14 protein-coding genes and 1 pseudogene are annotated in these 15,483 nt (G+C 49.1%); 7 read left to right on the top strand and 8 right to left on the bottom strand.

Annotated features, from left to right (window positions below):
* Positions 1 to 13 precede the first annotated feature (13 nt).
* Together C9J03_RS03475 and C9J03_RS03470 are read right to left on the bottom strand one after the other, a co-directional pair.
* On the bottom strand, positions 14 to 730 hold the full coding sequence (locus C9J03_RS03475) for a FadR/GntR family transcriptional regulator (protein WP_044621708.1): 717 nt from the start codon (positions 728 to 730) through the stop codon (positions 14 to 16).
* A gap of 195 nt (positions 731 to 925) precedes the next feature.
* Complete coding sequence (locus C9J03_RS03470; protein WP_044621707.1) at positions 926 to 1,606, bottom strand: oligogalacturonate-specific porin KdgM family protein; 681 nt, start codon at positions 1,604 to 1,606, stop codon at positions 926 to 928.
* A 436-nt stretch (positions 1,607 to 2,042) separates the two neighbouring features.
* On the opposite strand from C9J03_RS03470, the gene C9J03_RS03465 reads away from it, so the two are divergent.
* The 3 genes from C9J03_RS03465 to C9J03_RS03455 are packed head-to-tail and all read left to right on the top strand — an operon-like array spanning position 2,043 to position 6,776.
* Complete coding sequence (locus tag C9J03_RS03465) at positions 2,043 to 3,824, top strand: sodium:solute symporter family protein (protein WP_044621706.1); 1,782 nt, start codon at positions 2,043 to 2,045, stop codon at positions 3,822 to 3,824.
* Between the two features lie 9 nt (positions 3,825 to 3,833).
* Positions 3,834 to 5,090, top strand: coding sequence for an alginate lyase family protein (locus C9J03_RS03460; RefSeq protein ID WP_044621705.1), 1,257 nt, complete (start codon positions 3,834 to 3,836; stop codon positions 5,088 to 5,090).
* A gap of 57 nt (positions 5,091 to 5,147) precedes the next feature.
* The gene (locus tag C9J03_RS03455) at positions 5,148 to 6,776 is read left to right on the top strand and encodes a polysaccharide lyase 6 family protein (RefSeq protein ID WP_044621704.1); all 1,629 of its coding nucleotides are present in this window, start codon (positions 5,148 to 5,150) and stop codon (positions 6,774 to 6,776) included.
* A gap of 106 nt (positions 6,777 to 6,882) precedes the next feature.
* Here the strand turns inward: C9J03_RS03455 and C9J03_RS03450 are convergent, their stop codons facing one another.
* From C9J03_RS03450 to kdgR, 5 genes are all read right to left on the bottom strand, one after another.
* Entirely contained in the window at positions 6,883 to 7,482 is a 600-nt protein-coding gene (locus tag C9J03_RS03450; RefSeq protein ID WP_052260669.1) for a porin family protein, read from the bottom strand.
* A 600-nt stretch (positions 7,483 to 8,082) separates the two neighbouring features.
* On the bottom strand, positions 8,083 to 8,877 hold the full coding sequence (locus tag C9J03_RS03445; protein ID WP_044621703.1) for a substrate-binding periplasmic protein: 795 nt from the start codon (positions 8,875 to 8,877) through the stop codon (positions 8,083 to 8,085).
* A 178-nt stretch (positions 8,878 to 9,055) separates the two neighbouring features.
* Complete coding sequence (locus C9J03_RS03440) at positions 9,056 to 9,679, bottom strand: bifunctional 4-hydroxy-2-oxoglutarate aldolase/2-dehydro-3-deoxy-phosphogluconate aldolase (protein ID WP_044621702.1); 624 nt, start codon at positions 9,677 to 9,679, stop codon at positions 9,056 to 9,058.
* Between the two features lie 10 nt (positions 9,680 to 9,689).
* On the bottom strand, positions 9,690 to 10,628 hold the full coding sequence (kdgK, locus tag C9J03_RS03435) for a 2-dehydro-3-deoxygluconokinase (protein WP_044621701.1): 939 nt from the start codon (positions 10,626 to 10,628) through the stop codon (positions 9,690 to 9,692).
* 86 nt (positions 10,629 to 10,714) lie between these two features.
* Entirely contained in the window at positions 10,715 to 11,494 is a 780-nt protein-coding gene (gene kdgR / locus C9J03_RS03430; RefSeq protein WP_044621700.1) for a DNA-binding transcriptional regulator KdgR, read from the bottom strand.
* A gap of 275 nt (positions 11,495 to 11,769) precedes the next feature.
* Between kdgR and kduD the strand changes: the two genes are divergently transcribed.
* The 3 genes and pseudogenes from kduD (at position 11,770) to C9J03_RS03415 (ending at position 14,005) form a co-directional block, all read left to right on the top strand.
* The gene (gene kduD / locus C9J03_RS03425) at positions 11,770 to 12,531 is read left to right on the top strand and encodes a 2-dehydro-3-deoxy-D-gluconate 5-dehydrogenase KduD (protein WP_039460752.1); all 762 of its coding nucleotides are present in this window, start codon (positions 11,770 to 11,772) and stop codon (positions 12,529 to 12,531) included.
* 136 nt (positions 12,532 to 12,667) lie between these two features.
* Complete coding sequence (locus C9J03_RS03420; RefSeq protein WP_082060527.1) at positions 12,668 to 13,174, top strand: YgjV family protein; 507 nt, start codon at positions 12,668 to 12,670, stop codon at positions 13,172 to 13,174.
* Between the two features lie 121 nt (positions 13,175 to 13,295).
* Positions 13,296 to 14,005: pseudogene (locus C9J03_RS03415) on the top strand (HAD family hydrolase).
* Between the two features lie 113 nt (positions 14,006 to 14,118).
* On the opposite strand, the gene C9J03_RS03410 reads toward C9J03_RS03415, so the two are convergent.
* Positions 14,119 to 14,757: an RpiB/LacA/LacB family sugar-phosphate isomerase gene (locus C9J03_RS03410; RefSeq protein ID WP_044621699.1), complete on the bottom strand. Its 639-nt coding sequence runs from the start codon at positions 14,755 to 14,757 to the stop codon at positions 14,119 to 14,121.
* A 396-nt stretch (positions 14,758 to 15,153) separates the two neighbouring features.
* Between C9J03_RS03410 and C9J03_RS03405 the strand changes: the two genes are divergently transcribed.
* Positions 15,154 to 15,477, top strand: a complete 324-nt coding sequence (locus tag C9J03_RS03405) for a cupin domain-containing protein (RefSeq protein ID WP_044621698.1) — start codon at positions 15,154 to 15,156, stop codon at positions 15,475 to 15,477.
* Positions 15,478 to 15,483 lie beyond the last annotated feature (6 nt).

The following is a 15,483-nucleotide window of genomic DNA, read 5'->3' as shown; positions in this document are numbered from 1 at the left end:
AATTATTAGCGAGTTAGGCCACTTCGCTTGGCAGGCGGTGCTTTTCTTCCTGGAGCAGGAACTGAGACGCTGCTCGGGCCTTGTCGGCATTGCCAGCCATGATCGCGTCATAGATAGCACGGTGTTCATTGATGCAGACACCGCCGTCTTTGGATGAGTGGTGAATGAAGCTCATGAAGATGGTTGCCAATACATTACCGAACGGCAGGTAGAAGTCGTTACCGGTCGAGAAGAAAATCAAGCGGTGGAAATGCATATCCACTTCAGCCCAGCGGGCTTGGTCGAAGTCGTCGGCAATCTCGCACATCTGCTGGAATGTCTCAGACAGCTCGATACGCTGCTCAGCGGTGGCATGGCGGGCCGCCAGCGCGCAGGCTTCTGGCTCGATGGCTTTGCGCAGGCCGAGGAACTGGTGGTAGAAGACTTGGGCGTTTTGCAGGCCTTCCATCCATTCCAGTAGTTGCGGGTCAAGGAAGTTCCAATTCAGGCGGTCAACGACTTTGGTACCAATTTTAGGTTTTGACTCAAGCAGACCTTTCGAAGTCAGAAGCTTAACGGCTTCACGCAGTGCCGTACGGCTAATGCCGAATTGTTCACAAAGCGTCATTTCGCCAGGGATCACTTGTCCTTGCTCAAGCTGGCCAGAGAGAATGCGACGGGCGATTTCACGGGCGACCTGAACATGCAGGCTGCGTTTGGATCCCGCGATCGCGGTAAAACTAGAAGACATGTTAATCCTTGGTTCAATAACTATATGTATGACTATATGACTACAGTATACTGGATTTAGACTGTTTGCCTGAGTAGTTTTGCGTATTTCAGGCAAAAAGCCGACTCTCGTCGGCCTTTTATCGTAATAAACTTTGCCGCTAGGGGCAATTTTTAGCTCAAAAAACAGTTCATAAGCGGAAGCCGGAGCTGTTGATCAGAAGCTGTAAGTAATGCCCACCCGGCTGCGTAGCTCACGGGTATCGCTGGCATCTTTGCGGTTGTAGTTGACGTCACCAAACTCTACGTAAGGGCTCCATGCCCCCGGACGGTAACGGATACTGATGTTGTTTTCGTAGTTGGTGTCTTTACCATCGTACAAGTCGTAACCCTCGGCCTTGTAGTAGTTCATCTCTAGTCCAAACTGCCATTGGTCGATACGGTAGCCAACATTACCCGTTACCCGGTGGCGTTTTTGAGTTGAACGATCATCACTGTAGGTTTTGAAGTCGTGGCGGTAGCGGCCGCTCAGTGTTAGGCCCTCAACATTATCGAAGGCATAAGTCAGTCGAAGCTGAGGCTTATAGGTCATGCCGCTGCTGCGGCCTTCAATTGGCATACCTGGTTGCAGGGTCCAGTTGCCGTTACGGAAGCGGTATCCCCAGTCGAATTCCCAGCCATTGTTTTGTAAGTCTTCCATAAACTTACCATCTGCACCTTTAAATTTCAGTTCACCACTGAAATAGAGGCTACCGATGCTTTCGTTAATTTTGACACGGCTTGAGTGCTGTTCTGACTTGCCTCTGTATTCGTGGCGGAAGTCGATAGAAGCCGCGCTGACCTGGCCTGCAACTAAGGCTGAGCCAATAAGTAGCATCAGGGAAGAGTGTTTGAACATAGTGTTTATTCCTGAATTATAGAGCGTTGTTGAAAAAGTAATACAATATTATTGTTTGTATTCTTGTCGTCAATGAAGGGTTGAAGATATTTGTGATCATGATCTTGGGTGATCTTGATCACAGTTGTTGTTTTTATCTATATAATTCAACTGATTATTATATCTGGTGGTGTGGTTTTTATATTGTTTATAAATTTAGCAAACGTGAAATTGATCATAAAAAGTATGATTTTTGTGTTTGTTTAATAATGGGATATACGCTTTATCTATCTGTTCTGTATGTGCAATATTATGATTTATAAGGGTAATTTTATTTGTGTTATTTTTTGTTAGTATCTCTTCGTGATCAATATCGCGATTAATGAATATTGTAGTACAAGACGTGATGCGAAGTTCTTATAGTATTAGCAAATTAATACACAAAAGGACTTTTACGATGGATCTCAATACCATGATCGTCGGCATCTACTTCCTGTTTCTGATTGCAATTGGATGGATGTTCCGGACATTTACCAATACCACCAGTGACTATTTCCGGGGGGGAGGCAGCATGCTGTGGTGGATGGTGGGTGCTTCAGCCTTCATGACCCAGTTCAGTGCTTGGACGTTTACCGGAGCGGCAGGTAAAGCCTATGATGACGGTTTCGCGGTTGCGATTATTTTCCTGGCCAATGCCTTCGGCTACCTGATGAATTACCTGTATTTCGCACCAAAGTTTCGTCAAATGCGGGTGGTTACAGTGATCGAAGCGATTCGCCTGCGTTTTGGTAAGCACAATGAGCAGGTGTTTACCTGGTCAGGCATGCCTAACAGTGTGATCACCGCGGGTATCTGGCTAAATGGTCTGGCAATTATCGCATCGGGCATTTTCGGTTTCGATATGACCATGACCATTATCCTGACTGGCCTGGTTGTACTGGTGATGTCGGTAACCGGCGGTTCATGGGCGGTTATTGCTTCTGACTTCATGCAGATGGTGATCATCATGGCGGTAACGGTGACCTGTACTATCGTTGCGGTTATCCAGGGCGGCGGTGTTGGCGAGATCGTCAGCAATTTCCCACTGGAAGAAGGTGCTTCTTTCGTATCGGGTAACAACCTTAACTACCTAAGCATCTTTGGGATCTGGGCATTCTTCCTTTTCTTCAAGCAGTTCAGTATTACTAACAACATGCTGAACTCATACCGTTACCTGGCGGCCAAAGATTCTAAGAACGCGAAAAAAGCCGCATTGCTTGCGTGTATCCTGATGACCATGGGCCCATTGATCTGGTTCATGCCTTCTTGGTTCATCGCTGGTCAGGGTGTTGATCTTATGGCGCAATACCCAGAAGCAGGCTCTAAAGCCGGTGACTTTGCTTACCTGTACTTCGTACAAGAATACATGCCAGCAGGTATGGTGGGTCTGCTGATCTCTGCGATGTTTGCCGCGACCATGTCTTCGATGGACTCGGGCCTGAACCGTAACTCAGGGATCTTCGTTAAGAACTTCTACCAGCCAATCCTGCGTCCAAACGCCCCGGAGAAAGAGCTAGTCGTGGTCTCTAAACTGACATCGACCTTCTTCGGTATCGCGATCATCTTGGTTGCCTTGTTCATCAACTCACTGAAAGGTTTGAGCCTGTTCGACACCATGATGTATGTCGGTGCGCTGATCGGTTTCCCGATGACCATCCCTGCCTTCTGTGGCTTCTTTATTAAGAAAACACCGGACTGGGCTGGCTGGGGTACGCTGGTTGTCGGTGGTATCGTGTCTTACTTCGTTGGTTTCGTTATCACGGCCGACATGGTTCAGAACTGGTTCGACCTTGAGCCGCTGACTGGCCGTGAATGGTCTGACTTGAAAGTGGCCATCGGCCTGATCGGTCACCTGATCTTCACCGCCGGTTTCTTCATCCTGTCAACGGTGTTCTACAAACCGCTATCGGATGAGCGCCAGAAAGACGTTGACCGTTTCTTCAATAACCTGGCAACACCGTTGGTCTCAGAATCTACCGAGCAGAAGCAATTGGATAACAAGCAGCGTCGTATGCTTGGCTCGCTGATCGCAGTCGCTGGTGTGGGAGTGATGGCGATGTTTGTGCTGCCTAACCCATTCTGGGGCCGAATGATCTTCGTGTTGTGCGGGGCAATTGTCCTGGGTGTTGGCTTGCTGCTGGTGAAGGCGGTGGATAGCAGCGTTGAAAACAATGCCGAGTTGGCAACCGAACAAGACTAGGGAGCGAATATGTTGAAACGTACACTAACTTCATTGGCCATAGCCGGCGCCTTGTTTGCCGCTCCAGTGTTTGCCCTAGACGGTACGCCAAGCACGGTATTTTTCGATGCCGATCTGATTGCTGAAAGCAAGGCGCGTATTCACAACGATACGGCAACAAAGGAGGCCCAGGCGAGTTACCAGCGCCTGCTGGAAGAAGCGGAAGCCGCGATGAAAGTGGGTTTGCTGTCGGTGACCGACAAGACCCTGATGCCACCAAGCGGTGACAAGCATGATTACTTCTCTATCAGCCCATACTGGTGGCCGAACCAAAAGACAGAAGATGGCTTGCCATGGGTCCGCCAGGACGGTAACACCAACCCGGACTCGAAGACCGATGCGACAGACTCTGTCCGTATCGGCCTGTTCACCCGCTCGGTGCGCGCTCTTGGTGTGGCGTACTACTTCTCCGGTGAGGAAAAGTACGCCGAGCAGGCTGCAGAGATGCTTCGCCATTGGTTCATTAACCCTGAAACGCGGATGAATTCGAACATGCGCTACGCCCAGGCCGTGCCGGGCGTCGATGACCAGCGCCGCAGCGGCATGATTGACTCGCGCAGTTTCTCGGATCGCCTGGTTGATGCATTGGCACTGATTGAGCTGTCGGAGCACTGGACCGAGCAGGACGATGCTGCCATGCGCGCCTGGCTGGGTGACTTCCTTGACTGGTTGATCACCTCCGAGCAGGGCACCGCCGAGCACTTTGCCCCGAATAACCACGGGACTTGGATGCAGGCCCAAATTGCCGGTATCGCTTACTACCTTGGCCGTGAAGATATCGCCAAGATGGCTGTGGCCCAGACCAAGTGGCGGATCCGCGAACAGCTAGATAGCAAGGGCACACAGCCAGAAGAGCTGGCGCGTACCCGTGGCTACCACTATAGCTACTTCAACCTGGATGCCATGGCTTATTTGGCACAGCTTGGCGACAAGTTGGGGGTTGATATCTGGAATCATGAATACCGTGGCCGCAGCATGAAGTCGGCGATAGATTACGTGGCGCAGTACCAGCGTATCGAAGACTGGCCGCACCCTGACAACGATGTGAAGAAGGGCCGCTTCCAGACCTATCGCATGCTGACAGTCTACCGCAAGGCTGATTTGGCCTGGGGCACCGACTACTACGATCAGGTTATCGACAAGATTGGCTTTGGCAATGCCGAGTTGAATAACCTGTCACAGGTTTGGGCGGAGCGTGACGCGTACCTGCTGTATCCAAAACTGTAAACCCTCTTCATGAAACACCCGGGCGGCAATTACGCCGCCCGGTATAAGGAAAACACCATGAAAAAACACACGCCTATCGCGCTGGCTTTGCTAGCTGCGCTGTCTTTCAATGCCCATGCCACTTCGCCGACGCCGGTACAGTTGCCGGAGACGGCGGTTGTACAGCCTATCGCCGAGGTTTCACTACAATCGCTGACGGCTGAACAGCTGGTTGCCGGCCAAAGCCGTGAGCTGGTCGATGCCAGCAAGGTCGAGGTTGCGGATAATGCGGCCGCAGAGGCTTTGAAGCAGCAGCTGGAAAATGCCAAGCCGGGTGAGGTGATCACTATTGCCCCGGGCCGTTACGCCAACCTGGGGGTGATTGAACTGACAGCGGATGGCATCACAGTGAAAGCTGAGCAGCCGGGCACAGTGCTGCTGACGGGCTTGGTCCAGCTGGTTGTCAAAGGCGATGACATCACCTTGGATAGCCTAGTGTTTACCGAGGGTGGCCCGGCAGAGCGCTTTGGTGGCGTGCGCCTGGAAGGGATGCGCAATACCCTGCAGAACTCGACCTTCTACTACTTCAATGATGATTACGAGTACCAGCCGGACGAGCGACGCAGTGAGTACCCACGTTACCTATGGGTATCGCTATGGGGCAAAGATGGCAAGGTAATTAACAACCGTTTCGAAGGCAAGCACAAGCGCGGTACCCTGATCGGTATTCAGAAGAACATTGACGATCAGGCGGATAACCACCTGATCGAAGGCAATATCTTCTACTCGCAGAAAAAGAACCGCTACAACGAGCTGGCGATTGAAAAAGCGGTACGCTACAACGGCAACAGCTGGGAGGCGATACGGATCGGTGATTCTAAGAGCAGCCAGTGGCCGTCACGTACCCAATTCGTCAACAACCTGCTGGTGGACTCGGACGGTGAGCGCGAGCTGATCTCGGTCAAATCAGGCGAGAACCGCATCGCGGGTAATACCATCTTCGAGAGCGCGTCGATGATTTCCCTGCGTCACGGCAAGGCCAACGTGGTGGAGAACAATGTGATCATTGGTAACAACAAGCAGGATACCGGTGGTATCCGTATCTACGACGAAGATCATGTGGTTCGCAATAACTACCTGGTTGGCCTGCGCGGCTCGGGCGGCCAGATCGCCGGTAATGCCGATGTTCGCGGTGGCGTGGTGATCAACACCGGCATCATCGATGTAAAGAATAACGAGCAGCTTGACCAGGAAGTCAAAGGCAAAGAGCTGAACAAGCAGTGGACGCCGAAGAACGTCACGGTGGAAAACAACACCATGGTTGATGTGGAGTTCGGAATGGTTCACGGCAACCAGGGCCACCGTGTCAGCCTGTTCGATAACAGCCAGGTCGAGACGATTTTCACTGGTGATCACATTAGATTCAGCAGCAATGTGGTGTTCAACTTGGATGAAACGCTGCAGGCATTGCGTGCTGATCCGGCGACCCCGCTGACAAACCCAACTTACAGTGATGAGGTTTACTACGGCCAGGTACACGGTGTAGACGGGGTGCCAGCAGGCGTTACCCAGCAGAAGCCAACTTACACTAAGGTAGGCGACTTCTACCAGTTTGCCGAAGGCGGTGCGGATGTCTCGAAACTGCACGTGCTGACTGCCGATGAAATCGGCCCAAGCTACCGTTTGCAAGAGGCACCGAAGCGCTAGGGAAAATACGCGGGGAGCGGCTTGAACAGACGGTGCCCACAATGTTTTCATATACCAGGTAGGCTGCCAACTCTATTAGTCATCAGGAGTGGTAGCCTACTTGCGATTAGAACTTAAGGCCAACCGTGACGGCGATCTGATCGGGCTCGTAGCGGTAAGGTCCAACATCAAATTTCAATACTTCATTGGACACGTTGATGTAGAACATGTCTGCCGTCAGACGTATACCGATACCATAATAGGTGTTGGTGTCAGAGTAATTGGCGGAGTAGCAACTTTTGCTCGAGCACCATCTTTCATCTTCTGTGGTACGGTGGAAACCCAGCGAAATATAAGGTTTGAGTGACACACTCGGGCTTAGCGGGAACGCATAACCTAAGTCAGCACCCAGCTTGACGGTACTGTAATCAACCGAGCCGCGCTGGTAACCATAGTAATCATAACCAGATTCTTCATAGGAAAGGTTAAATCCGACAATGCGGTTGAAATCGTACCCTCCCTCAAGCTTGAAGCCAGTATCGGTGTCGGTATAACGGTCTGACAGATAAGAAATTCCCAAGCCAACACGTGGCCCCTGATAAGCGTTAGGGCCACCATTGTGGTAATGGTGGTGAGTGTGGTAGCTAGGGCTATGGTGGGCACTGGCCACCATTGGAGCTGTCGTTAGCAGTGTTAAGGCTGCAGTTGCGAATAACTTTTGCATCATTGGTCTTACTATATTATTTGGGGGCGGGAGGATTATGGAGTTAACGGTACTATTTGTAATTAGCGAACGAAGTGAAATAACATAAAGCTGACAAAAGCCGACACTTTCGAAGCATTTGACTGCTAAATTGCATTAAGTGTGAAGAGGTGTTTCAGTTCAGGCCTTGGGTGAGTGTGAAGTCTATTCACAACGCTTTGTCATAAGTTTCTGGTTGACTATGGCGGGTGTGGTCGATGAGAGAGCAAGTAGGAGCCTCTGAATCGGTGACAACAGTATTTCTCCCTTCGAATTTAGCCTGATATAGGGCTTGGTCGGCCCTTGAGGCAAGAAAACAGAATGATAATGAAGTTGAGTGTTCTTATATCGAGAGTAAACATGTCCATGTCTAATACCAAATTTTTACATGGTGACAAAGTGTTGGAAGCGATATCCCACTTTTGTGGTAATTGAATGATAGAGTATTGTTAACATTATTCTCAGTAACTTGTGGGGAAGTGAGAGTGTAATCACACTAAATCGCTACTGTGTCGTTTGAATTGTAAACCCCGCAATCACAAGTAGAGTGTTTGCGGGTTTTTGTATGGGGTCGCCTATATGTTACTAGTTAATCTTGTCACAGACCGTCGTTTCCAACTTTACGTCATACACCTCTAGCAGTTTGACGTAAGCGCCGTTTTGGCACATTTCCTTGAGATTTGTGTTGAAGGTATCTTTGATTGCTTTGTCTTTGAAGCTGGCCTTGAATTCTGTCACGGGTGGGAACAGGCTGTGGTACTCGACATTGTCGGTCGGTTGCTTCATCGCCTTGCTGAAGAATTCAAAGATGCTGCGGTCGATGACAATCACTTGTTTGCTTGCTTTCCAAAACTGGGCGACCTGGTCGGCCTGGTTACCGAATTCATGGTAGTTGGAGCGGTATTCGGAGCCCGGTGAAAATAATGTCTTGAACTCGTCGCCCAGTTCAAGGTAGGCGTTCTGCCAAGTCAATACCGGATGGGTTTTGAGGTCATCGATAGTGTTTATTGCAAGGCTGTCGCTTTTCTTGCTGATAGCAAAATTCACAAAGGTAACGAGATGATCGGAATAGTAGATTTCGCCGCCATCGACCAGCACGCCTATGGCAATATCGGCTTTTTGGTTTTGTACTGCGCGTTGTACATACGTCAGTGGCATTTGAACAAACTCCAGCTCGTACCCTTCCAATGCCTGCCGGACAATATCAACTTCGAGACCTTTGCTGCCATTATCCATCACATAAGGTGGCATATCGGTAGAGATGGCAACAATAAGTTTGCGTTGTTCGGCAGATAGGTGGACAACAGCCAAAAGGGCTGAGCTGTATATGGCCAGTTTCAAAGGGAGCAGATAGCGAGGCTTTGAGTTGGTATTGTTCATGTTAAAGACCTCAGGCAGCCAAAATATTATGGGTCTTTCAAGTGTAACAGCGGGCTGAAAGTTTGCTGGTGAGGAGGAAGTGGAAAATCGCTTGAACCCCAAATAAGTTGGCTGAAAATGAAAAGGCAGTGGAATGTCCACTGCCTTGGAGAATGTGGTTGGTAGCTACAATAGCCAATTAGGCTACAACGTTGGCCACTTCTTTAACTAGCACTGCTAGCTCATCCCAACGCTCTTCGTCGATCAGGTTGCCAGGAACCATCCAAGTACCGCCACAGGCAAAGACAGATTTAACCGCTAGGTAATCTTTGACGTTGGCAGGGCTGACGCCGCCTGTCGGCATGAAGCTTACAGGGTAAACCGCTGTCATCGCTTTTAGCATGTTCACACCGCCAGAAGGTTCAGCCGGGAAGAACTTCAGTGTATTAAGGCCTAGCTCCATCGCTTGCTCAACCATGCTTGGGTTGTTCACGCCTGGGATGATTGGCATTTCGCGCTGCTGGCAGTATTTCACGGTAGTCGGGTTGAAGCCCGGGCTCACGATGAAATCCACGCCGGCGTCGATAGCTTGGTCTACCTGCTCGGCATTTAGCACGGTACCGGCACCGATTAGCATCTCAGGGAAGGCATCGCGCATGTTGCGGATAGCTTGTGCAGCCGCTTCGGTACGGAAAGTTACCTCTGCACAAGGCAGGCCGTTCTCAGACAGCACCTGAGCCAGTTTTACCGCTTTGTCTGCATCTTTGATAGCAATTACAGGGATAACTTTCAGCTCGGCCATGCGAGCGTTTAACGTAGTCATGATGTCTTCCTTAATTCGATTTGAACAACACAGGCATAGCTGTGGATGGAATAATGGCGCCCTGATGTTGGATCACGGTACCAGCTAATAAGTGAGCATTTTGGGCCGCTTGCTCGGTATTTCCGCCGGTTAGGCGTGTTGCTAGATAGCCGGCACTGAACGAGTCACCGGCAGCCGTGGTATCAACCACGTTCTCGACTCGGGTTGCAGCAACAGACTGGCAGCCTTCTGCGGTAATGACAAGGCAGTCTTCAGCGCCGCGCTTGATGATGATTTCGTTCACACCGTGTTCCTGGGTACGGGCAATGCAGGTTTCGACACTGTGCTCGCCGTACAGCATCACTTCATCGTCAAAGGTCAGCAGGGCGATATCAGTCAGCGATAACATGGTCTGGTAATGCATGGCTGCAACATCCGTATTTTGCCACAGGCGTGGACGGTAGTTGTTGTCAAAGACAATGTTGCTGCCTTGCTCTTTGCATGCTCTTAGCACCCCGAACAGGGTCTCGCGGGCTTGGTCAGGCAAGATCGCCAGGCTGATCCCGCTCAGATAAATCATTTCAAAACGGCTCAGCTTTTCGATCAAGGCTTGGGTGTCGATATTATCCAGCCAGTAACGTGCCGCTGCATCGTTGCGCCAGTAATGGAAGGTGCGCTCGCCGGTATTGTCAGTTTCAATCAGGTACAAACCTGGGTTTTTGTCTTCAGATTGGAAAACAAGCTCAGTATTGATGTGCTCTTGTTGCCAAGCGTCAAGCATGTCGCGGCTGAAGCTGTCAGTACCCAGGCCGGTCACATAGCTTGTCTCAACACCATATTGATGGGTGAGACGGGAAAGGTAGAGTGCGGTATTGAGCGTATCACCACCAAAACTCTGTTTGATGAGCTCGCCCTTGCGCTGTAGCTCGACCATACACTCTCCGATCACAGCGACATGTTTTAAAGACATAAAAAAACCCTCAATATTGGTTACTGAGGGTATTTTCAACAATAAGAATACGCAAGTCAATAAAAATGAAATTGTGTTTCTATTTTTTATGGGTAATTGTGAAACCCAAGCTGTTCCGAAACTTTTTTGCTGGCATTTTGCAGCAGTTCGACATAGTAGGACTTGCGTTTTTCATCGAAACGAATGGTTGGCAATGAAATTGATAGTCCGGCAATGACATTGCCAAAGCGGTCAAAGACCGGTGCTGCCAAGCAGCGAAGGCCTGGCTCCTGCTCTTCGTTATCTTCAGCGAAGGCTTGCTCTTTGACGGTTTTCAGTTCGCTGAGTAGTTGGTCGATGTTCTCAAGGGTTTTATCGGTGTGTTTGATAAAATCTACATCTTGCAGGGCGCTTCGGGTGAACTCTTCACTGCGGTAGGCCAGCAGAACTTTGCCGATAGCGGTACTGTAGAGCGGATTTCGGCGACCAATGCGAGATTGCATGCGCAGGTTATAGCCGGAGTCTATTTTGTGGATATAGATGATGGCATTTTCATCCAACGCGCCAAGGTGAAGGGCTTCGTTGGTTTGCTGCGAGATAAGTTGCATTTCTTTATCGCACAAATCGATGAGATCAACATGCTCAAGCGAGGTGGCACCCAGTTCGAACAGTTTTAGCGTCAGTGCATACTTATCTGTTTCGCCTTCTTGGGAGACATACCCGAGCATTTTCATTGTCTGCAAAAAGCGATATACAGTGCTCTTTGACATCATCAGGCGCTGCGATAGTTCGGTGACACCAATTTCTTTCTGTTCGCCAAGCGCTTGCAGGATCCCGAACACCTTCATCACCGATGAGACGGCTTCAGGTTGTTTTGTTGACTCCATCAAAAATTCCTTTCTATCTAATTCGTTTTGCCACCATTATACGACTTAACATTTTTTGTATCTATTTTTATAAAAACCTTTTTCAGAAAATATGAATCAACGCGAAATGTCCTCATTTTTGTGATGTGCGTCAACTCTGTTGTTATAAAAAATAAAACGGCTTTTCAAAAAACTTGATGTGGGTTTTCGGTGTTGCTATAGTTGCACCACATTAACGGGAACACCAATTTCTTGTTCGGGGTCTGACGGCCGCGGACACACACCGAGGAAACGACATGATTTTGAATACATTCAACCTAGAAGGTAAGGTTGCCATCGTAACAGGCTGTGACACTGGTCTTGGTCAGGGTATGGCATTGGGTTTGGCTCAAGCTGGTTGTAACATCGTTGGTGTCAACATTGTTGAACCTACTGAAACGATTGAAAAAATCAAAGAAACGGGTCGTGAGTTCCTTGATATCCGCGCTAACCTGATGAAGACGGATGACATCGCAAGCATCGTTGATCAAGCCGTTACAAAATTCGGCAAAATCGATATTCTGGTAAACAACGCCGGTATCATTCGTCGTGAAGATGCGATCAACTTCAGCGAATCTGACTGGGATGATGTCATGAACATCAACATCAAGTCTGTGTTCTTCATGTCTCAGGCTGTTGCTAAGCAGTTCATCGCTCAGGGTCACGGTGGCAAGATCGTAAACATCGCGTCTATGCTTTCGTTCCAGGGCGGTATCCGCGTACCTTCATACACTGCGTCTAAGAGCGGTGTTATGGGCGTAACTCGTCTGATGGCTAACGAGTGGGCGAAGCACAACATCAACGTGAACGCGATCGCACCAGGTTACATGGCGACCAACAATACGGCTCAGCTACGTGCTGACGAGAAGCGTAACGCTGAAATTCTAGAGCGTATTCCAGCGGATCGCTGGGGTGAGCCTTCAGATCTAGCAGGTCCATGTGTATTCCTAGCCTCTGATGCGGCTTCATATGTAAACGGCTACACACTGGCTGTCGATGGCGGCTGGCTAGCGCGCTAATATAATAATACAATATGGCGGCTGCCTCTGTAAGGAGGCGGCCGTTTTTTGTATTTATCAGCTGATATTTTTGAGCTATGCGGGTCAAAGCGTGGTTTTCGCTGGTAGTGACGGTTTTTTAGAGGGTCGGATAGTGATGAGTGAAATGTCGCTTGCACAAGCACTGGGGTTTGTCAGTTTCGCACTGGGGATCACGGCGTTTTACCAGAAAGATGACAAGAAGCTAAAAGTGGTGATGGTGATTTTTAATATCAACCATATGCTGCATTTCTTTTTGCTTGGTGCCGTGACTGCGGGTTTCAGTGCCTTGCTGTCGGCTTTTCGTACTGCTTTGTCAGTAAAGTTTCAGTCGAAGCTCCTCGCTTATTCCTTTATCGCCTGTAACTTGGTTGTGGGTTTTTATCTGGCTGAGCAGTGGCTGGATTTACTGCCGATTGCTGGGGCATGTATCGGTACCTACGCGTTATTCTGCCTCGAAGGTATCAAGATGCGTTTGGCATTCTTGGTTGGGGCTCTGTGCTGGCTTAGCAACAATATCGCGGTGGGCTCGATTGGCGGTACGCTGCTCGAAGCAACCCTGTTGAGTGTGAATGTGGTGACGATGCTACGGCTATATCGTCAGCAGCGGGTAGTCGTTGCGTAGCACCATGACGAGATTGAATCGTCAACGCATTGTTTCCCTGCATGAACATCTTTGGTGAGATTGCGCGTCAGTAATCAGATATATTCTAGGTTCATTCGAAACAAGCGTGTGTGAGGGAGCCATGAAGCTAGACGCGATTCTGTGGGATTACGATGGAACTATTGTCAATTCGGTGCCGAAAAATATCGATATTACCAAGCGGATCCTCTCTATTGTCGCCCCCCATTTAACCGGCGATAACCTCCCTTACTGCCTGCAAAGTGAAGCGGCATATCACCAAGTTAACCATGCCGCAAAAAACTGGCAGGAACTCTACGTGAAATACTACGGTATGACCGAGTCAGAAATGTTGGCAGCAGGCGCTTTGTGGACAGAGCATCAGTTGAGCAATACCACGCTAGTGACGCTATTTGCCGGTGTGGAGGATACGGTAAGACGCTTGGCGGCTGTTCCCCATGGCATATGCTCGCAAAATGCGGCCAAGAATATTAAAGGGGTACTTGCTGAGGCTCAGGTCGATACATTTTTTCAGGCGGTGATCGGTTATGACGATGTGTCAAAGGGGGGCCAGAAACCTTCACCTGAGGGGGGATAAAATGCTTGGAGCAGCTGTTTGCGACCCCTGACAACAAGGTGATCATGTATGTCGGCGATCACCAAGCCGATGTGCAATTTGCCCGTAACTTACAGTCGGAACTCGGGCAGGATTCTACTGTTATCTCTGTTGCGGCGGCGTATAGCGGCGCGATGCCTGAGCAATGGGGCAGCCAACCGGACTTTATTATTCGAACACCTCGTGAATTGCCCGCGATCTGTGAGCATTACCTGTAAACGAAGGGTAAGAATGGACAGCGAATGTGTCACACAGACAAACAAAAAGGCTCCGAGCATGCTCGGAGCCTTTTCAAATTCCATAACCGTAATGTTAACTTAGGGCAGTCAAATTACTTTTCAAGTACAGACAGAACGTACTCTTTGATTGCTTCGTCTTGGCAGTTTGCGAAGAAGCACTCTTGGAAGTGTGCGCTGCCAACAGCAGTTTTAACTAGCTCTTGGTCGATTGCGCGCAGGCCTTCAACTACATCTTTTGATACAGCTGCTTTCACTTCGTTAAGGATCGCTGCGTTAGCTTGCTGTGGAGCAGCACGCTCGATTGGGTAACCTTCGCCACGCTTGCCAGTAAACGCTTTTTCGAAGATGTAACGAACGTTCAGCTCACCAGCCCAACCAAAACCTTTCGCGAACGCTAGAGAGATAGCGTTACCGTTGTTGATTTGATTAAACAAGAATGCGTCAGATGGCTCTAGGCAGTAACCACAAACAACACCTGGGTGTAGGTTGCTGGCCATCAGTGCGCCTTGACCTGTACCACAACCGGTTACAACGAAATCAACAGCTTTAGAGTTCAGAAGAATGCTCGCCATGATACCTAGGTGAATGTACGTTAGGTGGTGGTCGTTTTCATCTTTCATGCCAACATTGAATACTTCGTGGCCAAGGCCACCTGCAACGTTGTTTAGCTCAGCTGCAACCATAGCATTTTTAGGCGCCTGGCTGTTTTCCATCATAAGTGCGATTTTCATAACAATATCTCTCTGTCGTTGATGAGCTGATTATATGTGATGCCGTGAAAAATGAAAAGCCTTTTCAAAAAAATAAAAATTAACTTTTTGCTAATGCTTCGGCTTGCCGGAAGCGGGTTCAGGGTTTGGTCGCTGCTAAATACTGGCATTTTTAGAGTAGATGAAAAGTACTAACAATTAAGTGTTAACGGTAAATTTATGTTTTTAAATGACTTTTATTCTATCGTGCTAACGGCTGTGTGCAAAAATAAGTCTATGTCGGTTTGAAAGGGCGGGTAATGGCAATATCTTATTTGTGAAACATGGTTTCATTTATTTTGATTATTTCGATTGGTGGTGTAAGATGTCGCTGTCGAGTGTTAAATGAAACTCTAGCAATAGAGGTAAGGTAGAGAAATGTTTGTATTCAATAACGAAGTTGCGATGGAAGATCTGGGTGAAGGGATCAGCCGTAAAATCCTAGCCCACAGCGACAACATGATGTCTGTCGAAGTCCACTTTGAAGAAGGTGCGATCGGTGCCCTGCACACTCACCCGCATGAGCAACTGACTTACGTATTGTCAGGCGAATTCGAATTTACAATTGGCAATGACACCAAAATTGTTAAAGCGGGCGATACGATGTACAAGGAGCCAGAAATTGTGCATGGCTGCCATTGTCTAAAGGCTGGTGTATTGATCGATACATTCACCCCGATGCGCAAAGACTTCATCAGCTAATTTGGT

Origin of the sequence: Photobacterium gaetbulicola, from assembly GCF_003025515.1 — a bacterium.
GTDB lineage: Bacteria > Pseudomonadota > Gammaproteobacteria > Enterobacterales > Vibrionaceae > Photobacterium > Photobacterium gaetbulicola.
This window is presented reverse-complemented; position numbering and strand designations above follow the sequence as displayed.